This is a genomic window from Palleronia abyssalis (genome assembly GCF_900302445.1).
Taxonomy (GTDB): domain Bacteria; phylum Pseudomonadota; class Alphaproteobacteria; order Rhodobacterales; family Rhodobacteraceae; genus Palleronia; species Palleronia abyssalis.
Map to the genome: position 1 here is coordinate 705,629 of NZ_ONZF01000002.1, position 22,915 is coordinate 728,543.

Sequence of the window (22,915 nt, forward strand, 5' to 3'; positions counted from 1 at the left end):
GGCGGCATGGGACCAGCCGCCGAAATGCGGCAATCCGTTCACGTTTTGGACAGGATTTGCGTGCATCCTTGAGGGTATGGAGCAGGTTCGGATCAAGGACGGCGCCCCCCCTGGCGGGCAAAGGCGGTTTCGCGTGGTTTCGGCCCGGCGGGAGACGATGGCGTTGTTGCACCCCGGCGCACGCCCCCCGCCCCTGACCGCCGAGGACGCGCGAAGCTTCATGGGGCGTACGGAAGCGACCTCGGAGGCGGGCCGGACGAAGAGGCTTCCGCGCTGGTGGGCGGGCGCGGAGCGGCGCGGGACAGGCGCGCGGCCATGGCTGGCCCGAATGTGGCGAGACGCCCGAGGCCGGGTCGAAGCGGCGACGGCTTGGCTGGGCCGATGGAGGCCGGGGGCCGGCGGGACCAGTTTGCGGTGACTGGGCCTTGCCGTGCGGGTTTGAGGCTGCGGTCGGCGGTGCGGAGAGCGGGTGGACCGGCGACCTCGTGCGTGACCGGGTGCCACGGGAGTGCGTTGGGACAAGCGGTTCCCGGTGCTTGCCATGGGCGCGGGGCCTGTGTGTGGGCCGCGGGTGGGATGTGGATGGCGGTGCTGCGTGTGAAGTCGCAGAACGCGGCGGCTGAGGGACCCGTGATGAAGCGCGTGGTGGAGAGGGCAGGATCCGGGGTGGAGCGCGTCTTCGCGATCGGGTGACGGCAGAACACGAGGTGGAGCGCGGCTTCGCGATCAGGCGGGAGCAGACTCGGCCGCCGTCGGTTCATGCCGGGACTGACGGAGAGAGGTTGGGGGCGTCGAAGCCGGGAGGAAGATTGGGGAGGCCGCTGGGTCGACGCAGAGCCGTGGGTGATGCTCCGAAATCCTGAGGACGGTCCGGCCGTTCCGGGTCAATCACGGCCGCAGTACGTCGGCGCAGGCCACGATGACCAAGGCGAGGAGGCCGATCAGCGCAAGCCCAACGGTCAGCGATGTGGCCCCGGCGATCCAGCCGATCAGCACAGGCCCCAGAAGCGCACCGCCGTAGCCCAGCGTCGCGACGCCCGCGATGGCGCGGCCGGGGGGGACCACCGGATCGGATGCCGCGCGGGTGACGGCGAGGGGGAAGATCAGCGCATAGCCCAGCCCCATCAGGACGAACCCCGGCAGCGCGGGCAGCACGCCCGGCGCCGCCACCACGACCCCGACACCGAGGGCCGCCGAAATGCCCGACAACCGGGCCGCACGGACCTTGCCCAGCGCCACGATGACCCGGTCACCGTAGAGGCGCATGACCACCATCGTGATCGAGAAGGCCGCGAAACCCAATGCGGCCGATGCCTCGGTCGTGCCGGGCATACCGGTCAGGTACACCGCGCTCCAGTCCGCGACGCCGCCTTCGCCCACGGCAGACGCAAAGGCCATGATCCCCACCAGAAGGAGCGGTCCGCGGGGCAGGGAAAAGGCGGGTCCATCCTCGGACAGGTGGGACGTCCAGGGCACGCGCGCCAGCCGGGCGGTGGCCAGCGCGCCCAACACCGCCAATACGGGAAAAAGCAGTCCGGGGCCGATGCCGCCCCAGGCCGCGCCGGCCGCGACGCCTGCCCCGAGGAACGCCCCCAGCGAATAGGCGGCGTGGAAGGTCGACATGATCGGCGCTGGATAGGTCGCCTCGACCTCGGCCCCCCAGCCGTTCATCGCAACATCCATCGCGCCATAGGTGGCGCCCCACACGGCAAGCGCCAAGGCAAGCAGCGGGACCGTCGGTGCAAGAGGCAGGACCGCGAAGGCCAGCGGATAGAGGACCAGCAGCGCCTTGGTCACCCGCGCCGCGCCCAACTTGTCCGAAAGACGCCCTGCCAGCGGAAAGGCCACGATGGCCCCGCCCGCGATGCACAGCAAAAGCAACCCGAGCTGGTCATGGGACAGCGCGAAGCGGTCGACGAAGACGGGAATCCGCGCGGCCCACACGCCGAACAGGGCGCCGTTCAGGGCGAATACGGCGGTGACGGCGATGCGGGCAGGGCGTGTTTCGATCATGCGGCCCCAGATCGCGCCGCGCGGCGCGAATGGCAAATGACGAATTGTGTCCCCGTCTTTCCAGCCCGACGATCCCGTGGTTTCCGTTGCCCTTCCGCGGCCTAGCTTGGGGCGGACGGACAAGCACGGGAGACGAGGAATGCGCGTTCTATTCACCGGCGGCAGCGGCAAGGCGGGGCGGCACGTCGTCCCCTTTCTGATCGAACAGGGGCACGAGGTGGTCAATTTCGACCTGACCCCTCTGGACGTGCCGGGCGTGAAGAACCTGATCGGTGACGTGACCGCGCCGGGCGACGTGTGGGGTGCACTGACCCAGCCCGCCGATTTCGACGAACTGGAGGGCGGCGACGGGGTGAAGCCATACGATGCAGTCGTCCATTTCGCCGCGATCCCGAGGATCATGATCAAGCCCGATCACGAGACATTCCGGGTCAACACCATGGGCACCTATACCGTGATCGAGGCGGCGCTGGGCGTCGGCATCCGCAAGGTGATTTTCGCCAGCAGCGAGACGACCTATGGCATCTGTTTCGCCGATGGCGAGCGCAAGCCCGAATACATCCCCGTGGACGAAGAGCACCCGGTCGTGCCTGGCGACAGTTACGCCATGTCGAAGGTCGCCAACGAGGTCACGGCACGGTCGTTCCAGCAGCGCTCGAAGGCGGATATCTACGGCCTGCGGATCAACAACGTGATGGAGCCGCACGAGTACAAGGAGAAGTTTCCCTTTGCCGATGCGGCCGAACGCCGGCGCAACATCTTCGCCTATATCGACGCGCGCGACTTGGGCCACATGGTGGACTTGTGCCTGAAGACCGACGGGCTGGGCTTCGAGGTGTTCAACGTCGCCAACCCCGAGCCCAGCGTCGACCTGACCAGCGGCGAGATCACGGCGCGGTTCTACCAAGGCGTGCCCCAAAAGCGCGAGATGGCCCAGGACGAGACGTTCTACAGCATCGAGAAGGCGCAGCGGATGCTGGGCTTCGCGCCCAAGGTGAGGTGGCGCGACGAGGTCTAGGCCTCTGCCGCGCGCTTTTCTTCGACCGTGGCATCGGCCGAGCCGAGGAAGCTGCCCAAGGTCTTCAGGCCGTCCACGTTGTCGCAGATCACCTTGACGATCACCAGGAACGGCACCGCCATCAGCGCCCCCGCGATCCCCCACAGCCACCCCCAGAAGACGACCGTCAGAAAGACCGAGACGGTGTTGAGCTTCAGGCTGCGGCCCAGGATCGTGGGGGTGACGAACTGCCCCTCGATCGTGGTCGCGATGAGGTAGAGCGCGGGCGCCAGAAGGGCCTGGCCCAGAGGCTCTACCGTGACGACGGAATAGAGCGCGACCAGAACGCCCCCTGCCACCGCGCCCAGGAAAGGCAGGAAGTTGAAGATGAAGGCCACGACGCCCCAGATGAACGCATTTGGAAGGCCGATGGACCACAAGAGCGCGAAGACGACCAGCCCCAGGCCCGCGTTGATCAGCGTGATCGTGAAGAGATAGCGCGAGATCGCCCGTTCCACCCCGTAGACGATCTTCAGCGCGCGCTTCTTCTCGGACAGGCGGGGATAGGCCTCGACCAGCTTGACGTAGAACAGCTCTCCCGAGGCCAGGACGAACAGCGCGAGGATCAGCGCGACCGACAGCGTCGTCCCGATGGCCGCGGCATAGCTGGCGGCCGAGTTCAGCAGTCCCGGTTGGGCCAGTTCCACCTGCATTGTGCCTTCGTCCTGGTTCGCAATCTCCTCGACCTGGTCCGAGGCTTCCTTGACCTTTTCGACCGACTCGAAGACGCCCCGCAGCTTTTCCTGGAACTGGGCGCCCATCTCGGGGGCGGTCTCTATCCAGGTCGAGACCGGGCCGCTCATGGCATAGCCCGCGGCCGACAGGCTGGCGGCCAGCGTCAGGATCATCGCGATCGCCATCAGCGGGGGCGGGATGCCGCGCCGCTCGGCCCAGCGGATGACCGGCGACAGAGTCAGCGCTAGCATCAACCCCAGGATCACCGGAAGCAGGACGTCGCGCGCGAAGAAGCAGGCCAGCCCCAGCGCAAGCAACAACAGACCGGCCAGAATTGTCCTGATCCGCTTGAGTTCGACAAGCTCGGGCAAGGGAGTGTCGGACGAGGGCCGTTCAGAAGGCGTTGTCATGGCAGATGTCCCGCGAGGCCTCAGACAATGCGGCCGGGGCGTGCCGGTTCCGTGCCGCAGGGGAAAGGGGGGAACAATTTCCCGCAAAATGCCCCGGTTCGGTCAGACGGTCGCCCGAAGCGGGTTGGAACAGGTGGGACCTGTAGGACTATGAGGGCGCGAACGGATGACGGGAACATGGATGCGGGGGCTGATGGCGACCTGCGTGGCGATCGGACTGGCGGGTTGCGGAACGACCTACGAACTTCCGAAAGTCAACGACGAGGCCAGCACCATGGCGGCGGCGATGTTCACGCAGGCGCGTGCGACACCCCCCGGTGCCACTGTAACGCCCGAGGCGGCCGCGGCACGGTTCCGGCGCGTGGTGGCCCGGGTGAAACCGGCCGCCGTCGCGTTCTGTCGCAGCGAAGCGGGGGACCGTCCCGCCAAGGTCTGCGACCTGCCTGTGGTAATCGACCCCAGCGTCGGCGAGGCAAACGCCTACCAGACCCGCGACCGGCAGGGCGCGCCGTTCATCGGCATCACGGTACCCATGCTTCTGCAGGTGGGCAACGACGACGAGCTGGCTTTCATGATCGCGCACGAGTTCGGCCACCACATCGCGGACCATATCGAGAAGGGAGAGCGGCAGGCGCTGGCAGGCGCGCTGATCCTGGGGGCCCTGACGGCCACCAGCCAGGCCTATGCGAACCAAGCCAATCCCGGCCGCTACACCGGCGCCGACCAGGCTGATCTTCAGCGCAGTATTGGGTTGGGGGCTGCGGTCGGGCAGCGCGCCTACAGCCAAACCTACGAGTTGGAGAGCGACGTCATCGCGGCCCATATCGCGCGGATGTCCGGATACGATGCGGTGAACGGGGCCCGCTTCTTCGCCCGCCCGGCTGGGGCGCGCACGCAGGCAGGCACCCTGTCGTTCTGGGGTACCCACCCGCCAAATTCGCAAAGGCTTGCTACCGTGATCGCGGCAACCCGCGCGGCAGATGCGGGGCAGGGGCTGAACCGGGCGGAGTAGGGGTGCGTCAGCGCGCCGGCCCGATCACTCGGGCCGCGATTGCGGAAAGACCCCCGAAAGCGCGCGCCCGATCAGACGATGCACCTGCGGTTTCGGCACGGCCGCGAAGGGCAGGGGACGGCAGACCTCCATCGCGGCCACACCGACACGGGCGGTCAGGGCGCCGTTCACAATCCCCTCGCCGAAGCGTCGGCTGACGCGGGCCAGGACCGACCCGCCGGCGACCGAACTGATCAGGTCGTCGCCCACCGCCACGGCCCCAGTGGCGACCAGATGGGTGAAGACCGCCCGCGTCAGACGCCAGGCCCCCAGCGTGCCCGATCGGCCGCCATAGATCTCGGCGATGCGGCGGATCATCCGCAGGTTCGACACCAGCGCTGCCGCGACATCGGCTAGCGCCAGCGGCACCACGGCGGTCACCGCGGCGACCTGGCGCGCGGCGGCCTCGACCTCGGCCCGGGCGGCCATGTCGAGGGGCCCCAGAAGCTCGCGCTCGGCCAAGCCCAGAAGCGCGTCGGCATCGAAGAGGTCGGGCTGCCGTTCAGCAAACCGCGCGCGCTGCCAGTCCAGCGCGGCGCGATCCTGGTACAGCGTCATCAGCCGGCCGGACACGTCGCGCGCGGCCTTCAGGTCGTTCTCGGCCGCGGCGCGCGCCGCCTCGAGCTGGATCGCGCCCACCCGCTTCAGCCGCGCCAACGCGCGCAGCTCGCGCATCACCAGCCCCAGCGAGGTAACGATGACCCCTGCCACCAGCACCGTCGCGATCCATCCCAGCACGACCGACCGGGCCAGCATCGCATCGATCGCGGCCCATGTGGCGACCGACAGCATGAACAGGACGAACGCCCCCAGCATCCGCCAGAACCACGCCCCCAGCGCGGATCGGGGGCGCGAGGCCAGTGCCGCCATGGTGCGCATCGCCTGCCCAGTGGGCGCGGGATCGGCGTCGGGGACGGGCGGTGCCTCGGCGGGCGAGGGGCTCGCGCGCGTGTCGTCGTCTTCCTCGATCAGGACGGGACGGCGTGCCATGTCATTTCACCCTTGTGGAAATACCCAAATCCCGCCGCTCTCAAAGTCGATCCCCGATCAGGAACTCGGCGGCACGGTCCAGACGGATATGGGGCGGCCCCTCCCCGGTTTTGAGGGTGCCGCCCTGGGGCAGGAAAGTCATCGCGCCGTAATCCCCGTCCAACCAGGCTTCGGCCCCGCGGCGGCCTTCCGACAGCAGGGCCTGCGGATCCTCGGGCAGATCACCCGGCCAGAAGGCGGCGCGCTTGTCGCCGGGCAGTCGGCCGCGCACGACGTCCAGCTCGGTCCCTTCGTGGCGCACCGTGTCTTCGGTCGTGGCCCGCAGGCTGGCCAGCGCCATCGACGCGGTGCGCGCACCGGCGTAATCCGCGCGGCGGCGCGCGTCGTCGGTCAGCGCCTCCATGATGCGGGTCAGGCGGCCGTGCTGGGTGTGGTGGATGTGGTCGGCCTTGGTGGCGGCGAACAGGATCTTCTCGACCCGCTTGCCACGGAAGATCTCGGTCAGGAACGCGTTCCGGCCCGGGCGGAAGGCCTGCAGGATGTCGGTCATCGCCACGCGCAGATCGTCCACCGCCTGCGGCCCGGCATGGATCGCGCCCAGCGCGTCGACCAGCACCACCTGCCGGTCGAGCTTGGCGAAATGGGCGCGGAAGAAGGGTTTGACGACCTCGCGCTTGTAGGCCTCGAACCGGCGCTCGAACTCCTGCGCCAGCGACTTGCGCGGCGCGTCCCCCGGCGGCAGCGGGGCGAAGGTCAGGGCGGGGGATCCGGCCATCTCTCCCGGCAGCAGGAACCGCCCCGGCGAACAGTCCGAGTACCCCTCCTCCTTCGCTTGCGCGAGATAAGCAGTCCACAAGCCGGCCAAGCGTTGCGCTTCGGGGTCGGCGAACGGGGCGGCGGGGTCGATGGCCGCAAGAGCGTCGGTATAGGCGGCCCCCGCGCGGCGCTGGGCGGCGCGGGTCAGCGCGCCCTCGGACCATTCGGCGAAGGATTTCTCCAAAAGGCCCAGGTCCAGCAGCCATTCGCCGGGATAGTCCACGATGTCGAGGTGCAAGGTCCGCGGCCCCCGGAACCCCGAGAGGATCCCGTTCGGTTGGACCTTCAGCGACAGGCGCAGCTCGCTGATCGCGCGGGTGCTCTCGGGCCAGCGCGGATCAGCCCCGGTCATGGCGTCCAGGTGCGTCTCGTAATCGAAGCGGGGCAGGGTGTCGTCGGGCTGGGGCTGCAGGTAGGTGGCGCGGATCGCCCCGTCCGCGGCGGCACGCAGGCCCCCCATGCGCCCGGGGTTCAGAAGGTTCGCGACAAGCGAGGTGATGAAGACCGTCTTGCCCGCGCGGCTCAGCCCAGTGACGCCCAGGCGGATCGTGTTGCCGGCGAACCGGTCGGTCAGCGCCCGCGCCATCCCTTCGGCCCGCGTGGTCACGCTGTCGAACGCCTCGCCGATCATGGTCTGTCCCTTCCCGTCCCGTCGCCCCCAGATAGGGATCGGGCGTCGCGGGCGCCAGTGGTGCCGCGGCTATTGGCAGATGCGGTAGCCGCCGTTGCGCTGTTTCACGTCGAGATGCAGGTGATCGGCATGAGCCGCGTCCGTGCCCGGACCCAGCACCGTGGTGAAGTCGAGACAGGCGCCGCCGCGGACCGCGCGCTGGAACGCCTCTTCGATGGTGCCGGCATCGGCGCGCGGTTCGATGGCCAAAGTGCTGTCATCCTCGAACCGGAAGCCCATGATGTCGATGGCATTGCCAAAGGCGTGTTCGCTGACCTTGCCGGACGCGACCCCGCCGCGGTTGCGGCAGACATAGGTCGAGCCATGATTGATGGCCGTAAGCGGGGACAGCACACCGGTGCGACGCGAAGCGGGAACGACCGTTCCATCGACCCACGACGCCAGCGCGTGGGCCGTTTCGCAGCGCATGACCGCTTCGGGGCGAAGGGTGACGCCGGGCAGGATCTGGGTGACCTCGATCGGATTGGCGATGCCGCAATCGGGCAGCCGGCCAGTCATGCTGTCGCGTTCCTCAAACCGGGTGCCGTAGTCGCGCAAGACGGCAAGGCAGGTGTCGTAGGCATCGGGCGTTTCGCGCAGGGTCTGCCATTGGGGCGGTGTATCGGCAGCTTCGGCCACTTGGGGCACTTCGTCCGGAGCTTCGGGGGCAATCTCGGACGCGCGATCCTCGGGATCTGGGCGGGCCTGTGGTGCGGCGCTGGTGTCCGGCGCGGCCTCGGGGATCGGAGTCTCCTGCGCCTGCGCCGCGGACGCCAAAAGAATTAGGCAGGCCGCGCGCAGGATCATTCCAGGAACTCCACGGTGACGCCCTGCGACACCAGATGCGCCAGCTCGGTCGCGTCCCAGTTGGTCATGCGCACGCAGCCGTGGCTGGCCGCGGTGAACAGCTCGGACGGGTGCGCCCAGCCGTGCAAGCCGTAGGTTTCCTTCGACAGGTCGATCCAAACCCGGCCCACGGGGTTGTTGGGGCCGGGCGGCAGAACCAGCACCTCGTCATTGTCGCCCTGCTGGAAGTTCCGGTCCGGGCGGTAGGTATATGTCGGTTCGATCGCGACGGCGGTGACCTGATGCGTGCCCGATGGCGACGGCACCTGGGCGGACCCGACGGTCACGGGGTAGTCGACCACGATGGTGCCGTCCGCATTCAGGCCGGTCACGCGCTGGTTCGGTTTGTCCACTTCGATACGCGCGACCGTGGTATCGACATCCTGGCCGGGGTCCACGACGGTGATCGTGCGGCCCGGATCGAACGTCCCGCCACCGTTCAGGGCGATCACGAAATCTTCGGCCATGTGGAAGCGCTCGGCCAGTTTCTCGGTCACGCGCAAATAGGCAAGCCGGTCCATCTCGGCGCGTTCGGCGTAATCCTCGGGGATGGCATCGACCAGGCCCGAGGCGTCCTCCTCGGTGATGGTATAGCTTTGCGCGATGGGTTCGGCCTCGGGGCCGCCCATTTCCTGCCATGCCTCTTCGTCCAGCACGCCGTCGACGGGAAGGTCGTGGCGACGCTCGAACGCTTTCAGCGCGGTCGTGGACATGCCGCCCTTCCAACCGTCGATCACCCCGGGCGAGGTCCCGGCCCGGTCGAGCAGGGTCTGCACCTTAACGGTTAACGCGCTTTGCCCGTCGGGCAGGTCGCCGCCGTCGAACGTGGCCGCATCCATCGCTCCGGCATCGAAGGGCACGGATTGCGCAAGGGCGGGTCCCGGCAGCAGGGCGAGGCAAAGAAGGCGGGCGAAAGTCATGGCGGTCATCCTTTTGTCTTATGGGACAACGCGCCACATCCGGGGTCGGTTCGCCTTTAGTCTGGCTCGAAAGGGTCTACGGGATAGACGACATGGGTCAGGTACAGCCCCTCGGGCGGGGCGACGGGGCCGCAGGCGGCGCGGTCGCGGGCGTGAAGGGCGGCGCTTACGTCGTCGGGGGACCACGCGCCGCGGCCCACCCGTTCCAGCGTGCCGACGAAGCTGCGCACCTGGTTGTGCAGGAAGGACCGGGCGGCAACGTGGAAGCGGTATTCGGTGCCGCCGGGGACGGGGTGGGTTTCCACGTCCAGCCGGTCCAGCGTCTTGACGGGCGAGGCCGCCTGGCATTGGACCGACCGGAAGGTGGTGAAGTCGTGATGTCCGATCAGCCGGTCGGCGGCGGCCTGCATCGCGACCGCGTCCAGATCGTGACGCACCCACCAGACTTGTCCGCGCATGTGAACGGGTGGCGCACGGCGCGATAGTACCCGGAACAAATAGCGTCGCCCGGTGGCCGAGAAGCGGGCGTGCCAGTCGTCCGGCACGGCGGCGCAGGCGGTGATCGCGACCGGGGCGGGCTTGAGGTGGAAGTTCAGCGCCTCGGACAGGCGGAAGGGGTTCCAGTCCTTCGACAGGTCGGCATGGGCGACCTGTCCCGTGGCGTGGACGCCCGCATCGGTACGCCCTGCGCCGGCGATGGTATGGGGGCCCGGCTCTAGCCGGGACAGCGCATCTTCGACCGCACCCTGGGCGGAGGGTTGGTCGGCCTGCCGCTGCCAGCCGGAGAAGGGCTGGCCGTCATATTCGATGCGGAAGGCGAAGCGGGGCATGGGCGCGGGTTATCCCGCGGCGTGGGAGGCGACAAGGCGGGTTCGGCGCCAGAAGCGCGTCTGCAAGGCGACCGCGGCCAGCGACAGCCCCGCGGCCATGCCCAGCCAGATACCCACGCCCCCGCCACCCAGGACGAACCCGAACACCCAAGCCAGTGGCACGCCGACGCCCCAATAGGCGAAACCGGCCCAGATCATGGGAACGCGCGTGTCCTGAAGCCCGCGCAGCAGGCCCATGGCCATGACCTGCGCGGCATCGACAAGTTGAAAGATCGCGGCAGCCACCAGAAGCCCCCGGCCCAGCGCGATGACTGCGGCGCGGCTCTCCTCCTCCTGCCCCAGGAAAAGCTCGATCAGCGGCTCGGGGATCAGGGCCAGCGCTGCGGCGGTGGGCAGCGCGATGCAGGCCGACAGCATCAATGCCGCGGCCGCCCCCTTGCGCAGCCCTTGCGGATCGTCGCGCCCCACCGCGTTGCCCGCCCGGATCGTCGCCGCCTGGCTGAGCCCGACATGCGCCATGAAGATGACCGAGATGACCTGCATCGCGATGCCATGCGCCGCCAGCGGCACGGGGCCGAGCCACCCCATCATCACCGCCGAGGCCGAGAACAGCCCCGCCTCGGCCAGGGTCGCGGTCCCGATGGGCCAGCCCAGGCGGAAGACGCGGGCCAGCGCGCCGGGGTCGGGCTTCCAGATGCGCTGGAAGATCGCATGCTCGGGCGTTGCCAGCGCGGCGTGCACGGCCAGCGCGGCGAACGCGACGGAGGTCGAGACGACCGAGCCTATGGCGGCGCCGGTGACGCCCAGTTCCGGCGCGCCCCAGGCGCCGAAGATCAGGGCGTAATTCACCAGACCGTTCAGCACCAGCGCGCCGCACATCGCCCAGAACTGCGCCCGCGCGCGACCGAGCCCCGAAAGATAGGCGCGGATGACCATAAGGCCGAGGGCCGGGAAGATCGCGAAGCCCTGCACAACGAGGTAACGTGCCGCGGTGTCCGACGTCGCCGGATCCTGGCCCAGTGCGTCGAATAGGGGGCGGGGAAACAGGAAAAGCGGCAGGACCAGCGCGCCGAACCCCGTCGACAGCCACAACGCCATGCGGGTGACGCGGCGGATTTCGGTGGTCTGTCCGCGCGCCTCGGCCTCGGCGACGATGGGGGTGACGGCCCAGCCGAAGCCCGCGCCGAACAAAAGCGCCAGCGCGAAGATCGAGGAGCCCAGCACCTGCCCCGCCAGCGCGCCGACGTCGTAGCGGCCGAGCATCACCGTGTCGGTCAGCTGGATCGCCATCTGCGCCATCAGGCTGCCGATCAGCGGCAGGCCCAGCGCCAGGATGCGGCGGATATGGGTGGCCCAGGTCATGCCCGCGCCTTAGCTGCGGGAACTGCGCGGGGCAATGGGCGGGAAGGTGGGGGCGCTGAACGTATGCCGGGTCCGGAGTCCGGTCCGGGTGGGGGCGACACCGGGCGGACGCCGCCGCAGGGGGCATCGGCGGGATTTCTCCGACGCGTGGCGGGGCGGAACGCGGCGGGGAACGCGGGCGTTCTTGGCCCAGCAAAAGGGTTTGTCATGTCGAAGTTACTTATCGGTGGCGCGCTGGCGCTCGCCCTGTCGTCCACCGCGCTGCACGCTGCACCGGTCCGGGGCCAAAGCGGCCCCGCCCATCTTGCACCGGCGCAGGGCGACCTGATCTGGCTTGCCAATAACGGCAAGGGCAACGGCGGCGGTGCGAAAAAGCAGAAGTCCGGCGGCAATCCCGGCAAGGGCAAGCCCGACAGGGGGAAGGCCGGCACGGGGAAAGGAAACGGCAATCCGGGAAAGGCGAAAGGCCGGGCCGAGGCCGGGAACGGCAAACCCGCGCATGCGGGCGGACCGAAGGGCAACGGGACTGGCAACGCCGACCGCGGCCGCGGCCCTAAGACCGGCGAGGCACGCGCCGCGGCGGTCGACCGGATTACCACGACCCCCGCGCCCGAGGGGCGCGACATGCTGCGTGTGCTCGGGGCGTCGGGCCTGTCCCTGCTGACCCCGGGGCTGTCCGCGGCCGAGGCGCCCGCCGAAGAGCTGATCACCTACAGCAACTGCCCGCCGGGTCTGGCCAAGAAGGACCCGCCCTGTGTCCCGCCCGGGCTGGCCAAGAAGGGTGTGACATACGACGAATGGGCGTCCTACGACCGGGACCGGTACGACGAGATCTGGGTCGAGCGCCGCGACGAGTGGCTGGACCTCGAACGTGACGCGGATTCCGATGCCGAGCTTTTGCTGAGCTCGGACGAGATCGCCCGCCTTTTCGACCTGGACCGCGCGCCGGAGGGGCAGCGCTATGCGTTGATCGACGGCCTGCCCGTCCTTCTGGGCGAAGAGGATTATGCGGCGCTGCGCCTTGTGAACAGCCTGGCGCGGCTCCCCGACGACATGGCCCAGACCCGGATCGCGCCGACGGCCGCCCTGACGCAAAACGAGCTGATCAGGCTTTACGGTCTTCCGCCCCTGGCCGAAGGTCAGAACTACAGCGTGCTGAACGGCGAGCTGCTGCAGCTGAGCGACGCGAATTACGAGATCCTGCAACTGATCCGGATCGCGCGCGCGGTGCTGTAGAACCGCCTCGTCACCTTGGGGGGCAGGGGGCGCTGCCTGTGGACGCTACGCGTCCTCCCCCGGGGTACTCCTTCACGGGTGATTGGGTGGTGGAGCCGTTGTGAAGATGCGCTCCGCCTCCTGTGGTGTGGAGAGATGGCCCGGATATGCGGGACGTCAGGGCGTCGACGATAACCGATTCCCAGTGCTCCATGACCCGCGCCTCGGCGTAGTCGGCGGCACGAACGCGGGCGGAAGTGGCTAGGCGCGCGCGCAGGGCGGTGTCTTCGTGCAGACGGATCAAAGCGTCGGCCATGGCGTCCGGATCGTCCATTGCAACCAGCAGGCCATCGGTGCCGGAGGTGACGATCTCTGATGGGCCCCAATCGCACCGGGTGGAGACCACCGCGAAGCCTGCGGCCATGGCCTCGATCAACACATTGGGGAACCCTTCGAAGCGCGAGGACAGCACGAAGATACTAGGCCGGTTCGCCCAACCATGGGGAACCTTGGATCGGCCCGCGAAATGCGCCAGCTCTTGCAGGTTCAACGAGCGGGACAGCCCAATCAATTGATCCCGCAGTTCGCCGACGCCGTAGAGCGTCAGCGGCATGGGGTGGCCGCGGTCGCGGGCGATCGCCAGCGCGCGCAGAAGCGTGTCGAAGCCTTTCTGGGCGGTCAGGCGGCCGACGGCCACGATCTGGTTCGTCGGGGCTTCGAAGGCAGCGGCATTGGGGTCGGGAACGGGGTTCGGGACGATCACCGACCGGCGCATGGCCCAGCGGGGCAGGGCGTCGCGGGCGGCAGCGGTCTGCATCACGACACGGTCCGCTGTGGCCAGAGCGAACGGCATAGACCAGCGCCACAGAGGGTTCATCTTCTGGCGCTTGAAATTATTGCGCTCGGACGCAATCCGGCGAACTCCCAGGCCCGCGGTGGCCAGCGCGGTCTGCACGTTGATCTTGGTCAGGCACGACAGGGCAAGGTCCCGGTCGCGCAGAACCATCCGAAGCCAGGCGATCCGCTGCCGGGTGCTGTTGGCGGCCGCGGCACCGCGCTCGGCTTCCATGCTGCGTAGGTGAACCGTGTCGGGCACCGGGTAGTAAGGGGCCTGCGGATCGCCGTGAATCGAGACCATGGTGATACCATAGCCCCGTCCGGCCAAATGAGCGGCCAGCCGGGCCAGCACCTTTTCGGTGCCCCCGCTGCCCAGCCCCGCCTGAACGAGGGCGACTTCGGGGCGGCGGCGCTCGGTGTCATGGGGCACGGTCATGGGGGCGTCCCGTTGCTCAGCGCAGCGCTGGCAGATCGCCTGCCAGCATCGAAAGGTAGGATTCGATGAAGGGCAGACCTGTCGTGGGGTCGTTTGCCCAGGGATCGTCGGGCGTATCGATCGAGAGGCCCGGGTGCGCGGCCTCCCACGCGTCGGGCAGGCCGTCGCCGTCGGAATCGGGGTCGGGGGCGGCGGTGGGCAGGGCGGGCCAGCCGCCCACCTGCGACACCTGGTCGATGACCTTGCCGGTGCAGTCGCGCAGATCGTCCAGCGCGCGGATGTCGAGCGTGTCGCGGTGAAGATGATCCCCCGCCATGGGCACCACCGCGCGCACCACGTCGGCGGCGGGCAGAATCGGCAGACCCTGTGACAGGGGCACGCTGGGGTCGCGTTTGGACCTTGCCGTGGGGCCCAGCACGCGAACGCCCGGATCGGTGAAGCAAGGCCCGCCATACGAGAGATTGCCGGGTGCCCGCAGCGCCAGCGGTTCGGAGCCGAGCATGAAGACCTCGACCGCGGGCGGCGGGTCGGCCTTGGTGCTGGGGCCGGGAAGGGCCACGTTGAAGAGATGGGCGATGCGCGTGTCGCCCATCAGGTTGTAATATTCGCCGAACTGGCTGATCGGATTGTAGAAGACATTGTTTACCACCTCGACAGGCCCCACGGCCGAGGCCTTCACGTCCGGCATCCGGTCGCGGTGATGGACGAACAGGTTGCGCCACAGGGTGATGCGTCCGCAGCCCGTGGCCGTGGCGTCAAAGGAGCACACCAGGGCGCCCTTGGAATGCCGACCCTTGGGATGGCTGGAGCGATCGAGCGAAAAACTCAGCAGGCTGCGCGCCAGCGTGATGTCAGCGGTAAGACCACGACTGGCATGGATGTTGAATGTCTCGTCCGTGGCGAAGGACAGCGACATGTGATCGAGATACACGCGCTGCGAATTTTCCACCGTGACGGCGTCGACATTGGCATTGGGCGTGTCGGTGGGGCCGGGACGAACCTTGAGGAAACGCACCAGAACATCCTGTGCGTTCTTGATGACCAACGGCGTGGCGCCTTGGCCGTCCAGCCGAATCTGCAAGCCATCACCGGGAGCGGTCTGGCCTGCGATATAGACGTTCGAGCGTACCCTGATAGGGCGGTCCAGGACCACGGTTCCACCCACCCGAACTAGGCAGACGCGCGGCCCGGTGGCCTCGGCGCAGGCCCGGAAGGAGCCGGGGCCTTCGGGTGCGGTATTGATCACCGACAGGACCCGCCCGCCGCGCCAGCCATCTGCCCCCTTGCCGTAGCCCACCGCGCCGGGAAAGGCCTGCGCCAACGCCGTCACGGGGATCGCGGAGACCAGCAGCACCGCCGCCGCGATCCGTTTCGACGATGGCAGCGGCAATCTAAACGGCCACGATCGGTCGGTGCCCGCCACGTCCCGCGCAGAGGAAGGGCGCAAGCTGATCGGTCTGGTCATGGGCCTGAACTCCGCTCTGCCTGTTGGGTCTGGACCATGCTATACTCGGCGTGTGCGCGACTGAATTAGCCGAAGGAGGTATCAGGCTGCGCATTCGGAGGATGGAAGGTGCGCCTCCAGTGCCACGGCTGCGATATCTTGTTTCCGGGCAGGCGCCGTTTCTTCAGGCGCATACCTTCGCGTTCTAGGCGATGTCCTTCGCGGCCCCCGTGTCGCATCATCGGCTTGCGAGGCGGCCCCCGTGCCACTTTCGTGCGGGCTCGGGCCACGTCACGCATTCGTCGAGCGCGTCGAGTAGCGGGATCCGATGCGCGGCGTCGTGATCCGCCGTTGGCGGGGGGCTGCGATGAATGCGTTGGGGGCGGGCGATCATGACCGTCTGCCACCCCATGCGACGCGGTGTAATGAAATCCTTGATGGGGTTGTCCGCCACATAGGTGAGCGCACGGCCTGTCAGGCCCGTGGCCTCTTCCATCAACTCGAAGGCCATCGGAGACGGTTTGCCGAAATTCTGCCCGAGGGCGCCGGTCAGCAGGATGGGCGATAAACGGTCCTCCAGATTTAGCGCCGAGAGCTTGGCGCCCTGAGTCGCCGCCGGTCCGTCGCTGATCAGCCCGCACCGACCGGCGTAGCGCTGCAGGGCGCGGTCGGCATCGGCTTGCAGCGCGATTTGGGGCGTGTGTCCACGGTAGGTCTCGACCATGTCTCCAATCAGATCGGCCTCGGGCACCACGCTCAGACGCAGAAACGCCTCGTCGAAGACCCGCTGCCTCTCTCCCGCGGCAAAGACCGAACGGCAGGCTTCTTCCAGCCCGTCTATGCCGTGGTGATCCCGTGCGCGGTTTCCCACCGCACGATAGCCGCTGAAGACGAAATCGCGTTCGAGATACAGGGTGTCGTCCAGATCGAAGACGACGAATGTCATTCTGCGGCCCGGACCACGGACGCGTCATCCCTGGGCATATTGAAATATGCCGCATCGTAACGGAGCATTTCCACCCCATCGACCCAGTTGTCATGCGCGCCGCTGTCCCGGCCCAGACATTCCGCCAACAGCCAGCGCGCGAAATGAGCGCCCGCATGGTCCGCCAGGGGGAAGCCGCCACCGAATCGGGCGTTGATCTCGAAGACTTGCGGGCCGCGCGTTACGTCGTCGATCATCTGGAAGCACATCACCCCTTGCGGGCCTGGCAGCGCATCGACCAGCCTGCGGGCGATCCGGGCGAACCGGGGATCGCGCACGGTGCGGCCCTTCTCGACTTCTCCAGCGCGGACCGACAAGCGCAGATGCGGCACCGTCGTACGCAGGGACCCGTGCTTGTCCACAAAAACGTTGACGGTGTACTCGGGCCCCTCAAGGTACTCCTGCAATATTGTGGGCTCGTCGAAGCGATCGGGAATGTCCTTCGCACCGTCGATCTTCATCAACCCGCGACTGGCGCTGCCTGCGATGGGCTTGGCGAACAGCGGCCAGATCGACGTATCGTTCAGCGTGCGGGCGGTCTCGGGTGTGTAGCACCGCGGCACCGGCACGCCATTTTCTGCCAGAAGCGCGCAGGTGCGCATCTTGTCGCGCGCGATGTCGATCAGCTGGCGAGAGGCGACATGCACCCGGCATCCGATCTCGCGAAAGCGGGGCGCGGCTTCGGCCAGTATGGCAAGCTCGGTGTCGATCGTGGGCACCAGAAGCATGATGTCTTCGGCGGCGCAGTACTCGAGCAAGGCGTCGACGTATCCCGGATCGGTGCAGGGTGGCACGTCGGAGGCGTAATCAGCCGCCGCGCAGCCCGCGCTGAGCATCGCGTTCATATCGACGGCATAGATGGTGGCCGATACACCCAGCGCAGGACCGGCAGAGCGGAAGGCCTCGACCAGCCCGGCGCGGCGTCCGGCCGATGAAATGAGAACGCGTGGACCCCAGGCTGTCATGCGAGCACCTGTCTGGCTTGGCCGAGCACCCCATGGCGGGGCAGGGGGGCCGGGCTCGCGGTGTGCCACCCGGTCACCTCCAGGCACGTGAAATCGCCGCAACTGACGCGAAAGCTGGCACTGGTCTGATCCTGGATCTGTCCGGGAAGGCCGATGTAGCGAGGCGGACCTTCGAAGACCCGCGCACTGGCGATTGTCAGCACCTGCCCGCGAAACTCGGTGAATGCACCAGGGTAAGGATCGCCGACCGCTCGGATCAGGCGGTCCAGTTCGGCGGCGGAGCGGGTCCAGTCGATGTAGCCGTCTTCGGGGCGGCGTCGGGCGCAATAGCTCGCCAGCGATGGATCCTGCGGGTGGCGCGAGATCCGATCTGCTTCGATGTCGGCCACAACCTCGGGCAGCATCTGACACATCGCATCTACCTGCTTGTCGTAGAGCGAACGCGCCGTCTCGCGCGGGGACACGGGGATGGGATACTGCGCGGCGATGTCGCCGGTATCGCAGCCCGCATCAATCCAGAACAGTGTTGCCGCAGTTTCCGTAAGCCCGGCAAGGATCGTCCACGGAATTGCGGCACGCCCGCGCAGCCGGGGCAACGGCGCGGGGTGAAATCCCAACGTGCCCAGCCGGGCTACGGACCGGAACGGCGCACGGCAGATTTGCGACCAGCCGATGACCAGGGCGATGTCGGGCGCGCGGGCCGCAATGGACTGGACCGTGGCGGGGTCGTTGATGTCGGTCGCGTACAGCAGCTCTGACCCGGCGACCCGCGCGACCTCGGACAGATCGGCAAAATCCGAATGGCGCGCGGCCTTTGTCGGATGGAGGGTCACCACCAAGTCCGGCGCCTTCCCAGACGCGACCAGCGCCTCCAGCGCCCGGAGGGAGCCTTCGACAGCACCCACGAAGACCGTTTTCATAGCACACCCCTCATGCTCCGAAACCTTTGAGAATTGTGTCCCGTTCATGTGCTGAACCTCAATTACCCCTTGCGATCCGCGCTAAGCCTTAAGGCTAGCGGCCTAGTCCCTCGCCCAAATCCAGGCCCGTAAAAGCCGACGAAAGTGCGCCGCCAAAGGACATCTTCGACACGCGCGATGGTTCCGCCGGCCGGCATGCAGCCCCCGGGGGGGGCGGTCCGGCCAGGGTTAATTGGCGGGGGTGGCGAAGTAGCCGATCTTCGGGCGCCTGGTACTCAATGGACGGCGCGAACACCCCATACGCACTGCTCTGACGGCTCGCAGTGCTGACCGTCTTGTGCCCCGGCGCCAAGGGCGGGTCATGCCGCACCTGGTCAAGCCGCGCGGTCTTCGGAGCCGCGCCTCGAGGCCATAGCCGGTGGCCAGGCACCTTTCGGCTTACCGTGTCGCCGTTTTCATAACGTCGCACAGGGCGTCGGCCATAGCGTGCATATCGCCCAGCTCCAGGGTGGGATCGACACGGAAGGCCAAGCTGGTCCGCCCCAGTTCTTGCGCCGCGGGTAGCGGGCTGCCTGGTGTGAAGCCACGCGTGCGGAATACGCCCTCGTTGTAAATCTCTGGACAGCTTCCGCTGAACGCCGTCTGGCCGCGATCCGACAGGGCCGCCAGGATACGGTCGCGGTCCCACCCGTTCTTCAGCCGATCGGGATCGACGAAAGCGTAGAAGCGATACCATGCGTGGGTCATGTTGTCGGGAGGCATCGGCACGCGCAGGGCAGAACAGGTGCTGAGGGCCTTTGCCAGTATCATCGCGTTGCGCTGGCGTGCTGTGTGCCATTCCGGCAGGCGGCGCACCTGCACCGAACCTATGGCCGCGGCCAAGCCCGGCATCCGCAGGTTCGTGCCCGCATCTGCATGCAGCCAGCGAAAGCCCGGAGGATGCGCATCGCTGTGGACGAGATTCATGTCCTTGCCATGATCCTTGCGCGACCAGGCCTTTGCCCACAAACTTTCGGAGTTGGTGATCAGCATGCCGCCTTCGCCACCCGTGGTCATGATCTTGTCCTGACAGAACGAGAACGACCCGAAATCGCCGAATGTCCCGACGTGTCGCCCGTTGATCCGCGCCCCATGCGCCTGCGCGCAATCTTCGATGACCCACAAGCCGTCGGCCCGCGCCAGTTCCATGATCCCGTGCATGTCGCAAGGCCAGCCCGCCAGGTGGACGGGAATGATCCCGACAGTCCGCGTAGTGATCTTCCGGGCGATGGTCTGCGGCGTGATGTTCTGGGTCTCGAGATCGACGTCGGCGAAAACCGGTGTGCCACCCGCCAAGATCACCGCGCTGGCCGAGATCACGAAGCTGCGCGGCGTCACGATCACCTCGTCCCCAGGTTTGAGGTCCAGACACTCGATCGCGAGGTTCAGACTGAGACTGCCGTTGGCCAAGGCGATCGCGTGTTTGGCATTCGTCAGCTTCGCGAAGTCTGCCTCGAACCGTGAGACGTCCGGCCCGGTCCATGCATTGACGCGCCCGCTTTCCAGAACCCGCGTGACGGCGGCGATCTGTTCGGGGTCGTAGCGCGGCCAAATCGGGGGCGGCGTCGGGTAGACCTTTGAAATCCCGGTTTTGGCGAAACTGCTTCCGATTGATACTTCATCACGCATCAGACGACCTCGACTTCGGTTTGAGGCAAAACGGTATCGTGCCGGACAGCCCGAGCTGGGGATGGTGTCGACTCTGGCGCGCAACGAGAAACGCCCAGAGAATCGGGCACATAGCCCGGCACGATTCTGGAGAGGCACGCGACGACGCTTGCCGCGTGTCCTTGACGTGCAGCGGCTGCCAGCGCGCCAATGGCCTCGTGCATGCAGTTCAGCGGAAGCCCTTCGGTGGTCGCAACTAGAATGCCTTCCACGGGGCTCTTGCTTCGGGTCTCGCGTTTGTCGAACAGTTCCTCGAAGAGTTTCTCCCCGGGGCGGATGCCGATCGTGCGAATTTCGATATCGCGCCCCGGAACCATGCCGGCCAGTCGAATCATGCGTTCTGCGAGACTGACGATCGTGATCGGCTTGCCCATGTCCAAGACCATGATTTGCCCCTGTGACAGGTCACGTTGCAATCCGCTGGCAGAGGCGAGAAGGGTCAGTTCCACCGCCTCGCGGATGGTCATGAAGAAGCGGGTCATCCGAGCGTCGGTGACCGTCAGCGGCCCCCCTTCGTCGATTTGCTTCCTGAACAGCGGCACGAGCGATCCACTGGATCCCAGCACGTTGCCGAAACGCACGGTCATGAACCGCGTGCCGCCCTGGCGGTCCAGCGCCTGGCAATACATCTCGGCGACGCGCTTCGTGGCGCCCATCACGTTCGATGTGTTCACCGCCTTGTCAGTCGAGATCTGGATCATGGCTAGCGCACCGGTTTCGGCGGCCAGATCGGCAACATTGCTGGCCCCGATCACGTTGGTCAGAACACCTTCGCAAGGGTTCCGTTCGACGATGGGTACGTGCTTGAGCGCCGCCGCGTTGAAAACCAGTTCGGGGCGGTGACGGCGAAAGATCTCCTGCAGGCGAGTCTTGTCGCGGATGCAGCAGATGTAGGCATGACGCGGAATGCCGGGGAAGTGCCGGTCGAGGTCCATGTCGATCTGGTAGCTGTTGAGTTCGCAGTTCTCGATCATGATGATTGACGCCGGCTTGAGCGACGCGATCTGGCGGACCAGTTCGGATCCGATGGAGCCCCCGGCCCCCGTCACCATCACGCGACGCCCCCGCACCAGACCCTGGATCGAGGCGTAGTCGACACGCGCTTCCTGCCGATCCAGCAGTTCCGCCACATCGATCGTGCCAAGCCCGCCATCGGCCCGCAGGGGGCGCAACGCGCTAAGCCCCGGCAACTGCGAAACCATGATGCCCTCTGCCCGTGCCCAGCTGAGCAGTGGTTCCAGCGCGATCGTGGCCTGCCGAGTCAGAGGCTCGGTCAGAATGATCCGGTCCACCCGCAACCAGCGCTTCGCAAGATTGGCCTGCACGGCGGCGCAGTCGTTGTAGGTGCCCAGAACCGGAATGCCGTGAATGCAGGTGCCGGTCGAGCCAGACAGGTCGTCGATGATGCCGACGGGGCGGAAGGTCACATTGGGTTGCGTCCGCAGAGACCGCAGGAAAAGATCAGTGGCCGTGCCGCGTCCGATCAGCAGGACGGGTTGGGCCGTGGACGTTTGCTTTTTGAGGCCAAGTGCCGTGATCAGGCCGGACCGGATATCCTCCGACCGCATCGCAAGGCGCGGTGCGGTCAACAGCGCAGAAAGAAGCAGCAGAAGTATGACCAGGGTCCGCAGGTTGAGCGTCTGTACCGAAGTGGTCGAGGCCGTGACTCCCAGGGTCAGGACAATGGCCAAACTGGCCCCCGCCAGTGCTATGAGATCGGTCAGAGAAGCAAAGCGCAGATTGGTGCGGTAGATCGTGAGCTGTGGCAGAACCACCAGCGCTATGGCCGTCAGAAGCAGCATTTGCCCAACGATGCCTTCCGTGAACGGGCTGGTGCCGGTGGTCAACATCAAGCTGATGAGCAGAGCGGCATTCGCCGCAATCAGGTCGAACGCGAAAAACGCCTTGGAACGACGCGACCCCTCGCGCAGCATTCCCAGAATTCCCAGCCCCGGAAAATGTGACTCGCTTTCAATATATTTGGTATTGGCCATGAAGCCCCCGATACGAATCTGGAATACAGTGTCGTTGGGGTATTTATGTCGGCTGATCAGTTATCGTGGAAGGGTTTATGGATCGGCTTAAACGGATGCCCCAAACCTTCCATTTGGCGCAAAGCGCATACACGATTTATCAGAATTAGATTCGAAGTGCCTAATGCATACCTAAAAGGGTCAGGGGGTAATACTTTTGGGTGGGAACAAAAAAAGCCGCGGCGAACCGCGGCTTTTCAGTGGTTTTTGTATGCCAACTATCGATTGGTATAAAAAGACTGATCCAACCCGTTGCGCACCGCCCAGACAGCCGCCTGGGTTCGGTTCGACACCCCCAGCTTCCGCATGATTGCCTTGACGTGAACCTTTGTAGTCGCCTCGGCGATCCCGACAGACCTGGAAATCTCCTTGTTTCCGAAGCCCCTCGCCAGACACCGCATCACGACAAGTTCTTTCGCCGAGAGCGGTACGAGAGCGATGTCGCGCGGGATGCCCGCCAGATGCTCGGCAAGGACCGACGGCAAAGCGATTTCGCCGAGTGCCACGAGTTGCAGCGTTGCCTCTAGCACCGAAGACGATACGGTCTCCGGCTGGTAGCCGCGAATGCCACGGTCGATCAGCTTGACCAGATTGGCCTGACTGAACCCCGCATTATTCACCGGAACGGCTCCCCGGTGGGCTTGAGGCAAGGTGAGGCCGTTCCTGCCGGCCTCTGGGCGAGCGTTTGCTGCGAGTGTCAGCCGCGCTTCGCGCATGAGTTGATAGAGCTGCT

19 protein-coding genes are annotated in these 22,915 nt (G+C 66.8%); 3 read left to right on the top strand and 16 right to left on the bottom strand.

What is annotated here, in order from left to right; genetic code table 11:
- Nucleotides 1–888: 888 nt before the first annotated feature.
- Nucleotides 889–2,169 (bottom strand): MFS transporter, encoded by a 1,281-nt coding sequence (locus PAA8504_RS07235; protein ID WP_370739679.1) that lies wholly within the window; start codon nucleotides 2,167–2,169, stop codon nucleotides 889–891.
- Between PAA8504_RS07235 and PAA8504_RS07240 the strand changes: the two genes are divergently transcribed.
- Nucleotides 2,153–3,031, top strand: coding sequence for an NAD-dependent epimerase/dehydratase family protein (locus PAA8504_RS07240; protein WP_108893465.1), 879 nt, complete (start codon nucleotides 2,153–2,155; stop codon nucleotides 3,029–3,031). The genes PAA8504_RS07235 and PAA8504_RS07240 overlap by 17 nt on opposite strands.
- Here the strand turns inward: PAA8504_RS07240 and PAA8504_RS07245 are convergent.
- Nucleotides 3,028–4,155 carry an AI-2E family transporter gene (locus tag PAA8504_RS07245; RefSeq protein ID WP_108893466.1) on the bottom strand — a complete coding sequence of 376 codons (1,128 nt, stop codon included), beginning with the start codon at nucleotides 4,153–4,155 and terminating at the stop codon, nucleotides 3,028–3,030. The genes PAA8504_RS07240 and PAA8504_RS07245 overlap by 4 nt on opposite strands.
- A 166-nt stretch (nucleotides 4,156–4,321) precedes the next feature.
- On the opposite strand from PAA8504_RS07245, the gene PAA8504_RS07250 reads away from it, so the two are divergent.
- Nucleotides 4,322–5,167 (top strand): M48 family metalloprotease, encoded by an 846-nt coding sequence (locus tag PAA8504_RS07250; RefSeq protein ID WP_108893467.1) that lies wholly within the window; start codon nucleotides 4,322–4,324, stop codon nucleotides 5,165–5,167.
- 24 nt (nucleotides 5,168–5,191) lie between these two features.
- On the opposite strand, the gene PAA8504_RS07255 is transcribed toward PAA8504_RS07250, so the two are convergent.
- The 6 genes from PAA8504_RS07255 to PAA8504_RS07280 all read right to left on the bottom strand — a co-directional run bounded on the left by PAA8504_RS07255 (nucleotide 5,192) and on the right by PAA8504_RS07280 (nucleotide 11,640).
- Nucleotides 5,192–6,196 carry a YcjF family protein gene (locus tag PAA8504_RS07255; RefSeq protein WP_108893468.1) on the bottom strand — a complete coding sequence of 335 codons (1,005 nt, stop codon included), beginning with the start codon at nucleotides 6,194–6,196 and terminating at the stop codon, nucleotides 5,192–5,194.
- Between the two features lie 40 nt (nucleotides 6,197–6,236).
- Entirely contained in the window at nucleotides 6,237–7,643 is a 1,407-nt protein-coding gene (locus PAA8504_RS07260) for a YcjX family GTP-binding protein (RefSeq protein WP_181375720.1), read from the bottom strand.
- Between the two features lie 69 nt (nucleotides 7,644–7,712).
- The gene (locus PAA8504_RS07265; protein ID WP_108893469.1) at nucleotides 7,713–8,489 is read right to left on the bottom strand and encodes an extensin-like domain-containing protein; all 777 of its coding nucleotides are present in this window, start codon (nucleotides 8,487–8,489) and stop codon (nucleotides 7,713–7,715) included.
- Complete coding sequence (locus PAA8504_RS07270) at nucleotides 8,486–9,457, bottom strand: L,D-transpeptidase family protein (protein WP_108893470.1); 972 nt, start codon at nucleotides 9,455–9,457, stop codon at nucleotides 8,486–8,488. Before PAA8504_RS07270 ends, PAA8504_RS07265 begins: the two co-directional genes overlap by 4 nt.
- Nucleotides 9,458–9,504: 47 nt before the next feature.
- Nucleotides 9,505–10,278 (bottom strand): tRNA pseudouridine(38-40) synthase TruA, encoded by a 774-nt coding sequence (gene truA, locus PAA8504_RS07275; protein ID WP_108893471.1) that lies wholly within the window; start codon nucleotides 10,276–10,278, stop codon nucleotides 9,505–9,507.
- A gap of 9 nt (nucleotides 10,279–10,287) precedes the next feature.
- Nucleotides 10,288–11,640, bottom strand: a complete 1,353-nt coding sequence (locus PAA8504_RS07280) for an MATE family efflux transporter (RefSeq protein WP_108893472.1) — start codon at nucleotides 11,638–11,640, stop codon at nucleotides 10,288–10,290.
- 207 nt (nucleotides 11,641–11,847) lie between these two features.
- On the opposite strand from PAA8504_RS07280, the gene PAA8504_RS07285 reads away from it, so the two are divergent.
- Nucleotides 11,848–12,876, top strand: a complete 1,029-nt coding sequence (locus tag PAA8504_RS07285; protein WP_108893473.1) for a hypothetical protein — start codon at nucleotides 11,848–11,850, stop codon at nucleotides 12,874–12,876.
- A gap of 10 nt (nucleotides 12,877–12,886) precedes the next feature.
- Here PAA8504_RS07285 and PAA8504_RS07290 read toward each other — a convergent pair whose 3' ends face one another.
- The 8 genes from PAA8504_RS07290 to PAA8504_RS07325 form a co-directional block, all read right to left on the bottom strand.
- Entirely contained in the window at nucleotides 12,887–14,128 is a 1,242-nt protein-coding gene (locus tag PAA8504_RS07290; protein WP_181375721.1) for a glycosyltransferase, read from the bottom strand.
- 16 nt (nucleotides 14,129–14,144) lie between these two features.
- Complete coding sequence (locus tag PAA8504_RS07295) at nucleotides 14,145–15,593, bottom strand: pectate lyase family protein (protein ID WP_108893475.1); 1,449 nt, start codon at nucleotides 15,591–15,593, stop codon at nucleotides 14,145–14,147.
- A 217-nt stretch (nucleotides 15,594–15,810) separates the two neighbouring features.
- Nucleotides 15,811–16,518 carry an HAD family hydrolase gene (locus PAA8504_RS07300; RefSeq protein ID WP_108893476.1) on the bottom strand — a complete coding sequence of 236 codons (708 nt, stop codon included), beginning with the start codon at nucleotides 16,516–16,518 and terminating at the stop codon, nucleotides 15,811–15,813.
- Nucleotides 16,515–17,522: an ATP-grasp domain-containing protein gene (locus PAA8504_RS07305; protein ID WP_108893477.1), complete on the bottom strand. Its 1,008-nt coding sequence runs from the start codon at nucleotides 17,520–17,522 to the stop codon at nucleotides 16,515–16,517. The genes PAA8504_RS07300 and PAA8504_RS07305 overlap by 4 nt, the downstream gene beginning before the upstream one ends.
- Nucleotides 17,519–18,442, bottom strand: a complete 924-nt coding sequence (locus tag PAA8504_RS07310) for a methionyl-tRNA formyltransferase (RefSeq protein WP_108893478.1) — start codon at nucleotides 18,440–18,442, stop codon at nucleotides 17,519–17,521. The genes PAA8504_RS07305 and PAA8504_RS07310 overlap by 4 nt, the downstream gene beginning before the upstream one ends.
- A gap of 438 nt (nucleotides 18,443–18,880) precedes the next feature.
- Complete coding sequence (locus PAA8504_RS07315) at nucleotides 18,881–20,110, bottom strand: DegT/DnrJ/EryC1/StrS family aminotransferase (RefSeq protein ID WP_108893479.1); 1,230 nt, start codon at nucleotides 20,108–20,110, stop codon at nucleotides 18,881–18,883.
- Entirely contained in the window at nucleotides 20,110–22,143 is a 2,034-nt protein-coding gene (locus tag PAA8504_RS07320; protein ID WP_108893480.1) for a polysaccharide biosynthesis protein, read from the bottom strand. Before PAA8504_RS07320 ends, PAA8504_RS07315 begins: the two co-directional genes overlap by 1 nt.
- A gap of 257 nt (nucleotides 22,144–22,400) precedes the next feature.
- On the bottom strand, nucleotides 22,401–22,915 hold a 515-nt coding region (locus PAA8504_RS07325), incomplete at its 5' end, for a response regulator transcription factor (RefSeq protein ID WP_219928902.1).

What these genes read in the sequence shown, in the direction of transcription:
- PAA8504_RS07240 (WP_108893465.1), top strand. Translation starts at nt 2,153, where the DNA reads ATGCGCGTTCTATTCACCGGCGGCAGCGGCAAGGCGGGGCGGCACGTC.
- PAA8504_RS07245 (WP_108893466.1), bottom strand. Translation starts at nt 4,155, where the DNA reads ATGACAACGCCTTCTGAACGGCCCTCGTCCGACACTCCCTTGCCCGAG.
- PAA8504_RS07250 (WP_108893467.1), top strand. Translation starts at nt 4,322, where the DNA reads ATGACGGGAACATGGATGCGGGGGCTGATGGCGACCTGCGTGGCGATC.
- PAA8504_RS07255 (WP_108893468.1), bottom strand. Translation starts at nt 6,196, where the DNA reads ATGGCACGCCGTCCCGTCCTGATCGAGGAAGACGACGACACGCGCGCG.
- PAA8504_RS07260 (WP_181375720.1), bottom strand. Translation starts at nt 7,643, where the DNA reads ATGATCGGCGAGGCGTTCGACAGCGTGACCACGCGGGCCGAAGGGATG.
- PAA8504_RS07265 (WP_108893469.1), bottom strand. Translation starts at nt 8,489, where the DNA reads ATGATCCTGCGCGCGGCCTGCCTAATTCTTTTGGCGTCCGCGGCGCAG.
- PAA8504_RS07270 (WP_108893470.1), bottom strand. Translation starts at nt 9,457, where the DNA reads ATGACCGCCATGACTTTCGCCCGCCTTCTTTGCCTCGCCCTGCTGCCG.
- truA (WP_108893471.1), bottom strand. Translation starts at nt 10,278, where the DNA reads ATGCCCCGCTTCGCCTTCCGCATCGAATATGACGGCCAGCCCTTCTCC.
- PAA8504_RS07280 (WP_108893472.1), bottom strand. Translation starts at nt 11,640, where the DNA reads ATGACCTGGGCCACCCATATCCGCCGCATCCTGGCGCTGGGCCTGCCG.
- PAA8504_RS07285 (WP_108893473.1), top strand. Translation starts at nt 11,848, where the DNA reads ATGTCGAAGTTACTTATCGGTGGCGCGCTGGCGCTCGCCCTGTCGTCC.
- PAA8504_RS07290 (WP_181375721.1), bottom strand. Translation starts at nt 14,128, where the DNA reads ATGACCGTGCCCCATGACACCGAGCGCCGCCGCCCCGAAGTCGCCCTC.
- PAA8504_RS07295 (WP_108893475.1), bottom strand. Translation starts at nt 15,593, where the DNA reads ATGACCAGACCGATCAGCTTGCGCCCTTCCTCTGCGCGGGACGTGGCG.
- PAA8504_RS07300 (WP_108893476.1), bottom strand. Translation starts at nt 16,518, where the DNA reads ATGACATTCGTCGTCTTCGATCTGGACGACACCCTGTATCTCGAACGC.
- PAA8504_RS07305 (WP_108893477.1), bottom strand. Translation starts at nt 17,522, where the DNA reads ATGACAGCCTGGGGTCCACGCGTTCTCATTTCATCGGCCGGACGCCGC.
- PAA8504_RS07310 (WP_108893478.1), bottom strand. Translation starts at nt 18,442, where the DNA reads ATGAAAACGGTCTTCGTGGGTGCTGTCGAAGGCTCCCTCCGGGCGCTG.
- PAA8504_RS07315 (WP_108893479.1), bottom strand. Translation starts at nt 20,110, where the DNA reads ATGCGTGATGAAGTATCAATCGGAAGCAGTTTCGCCAAAACCGGGATT.
- PAA8504_RS07320 (WP_108893480.1), bottom strand. Translation starts at nt 22,143, where the DNA reads ATGGCCAATACCAAATATATTGAAAGCGAGTCACATTTTCCGGGGCTG.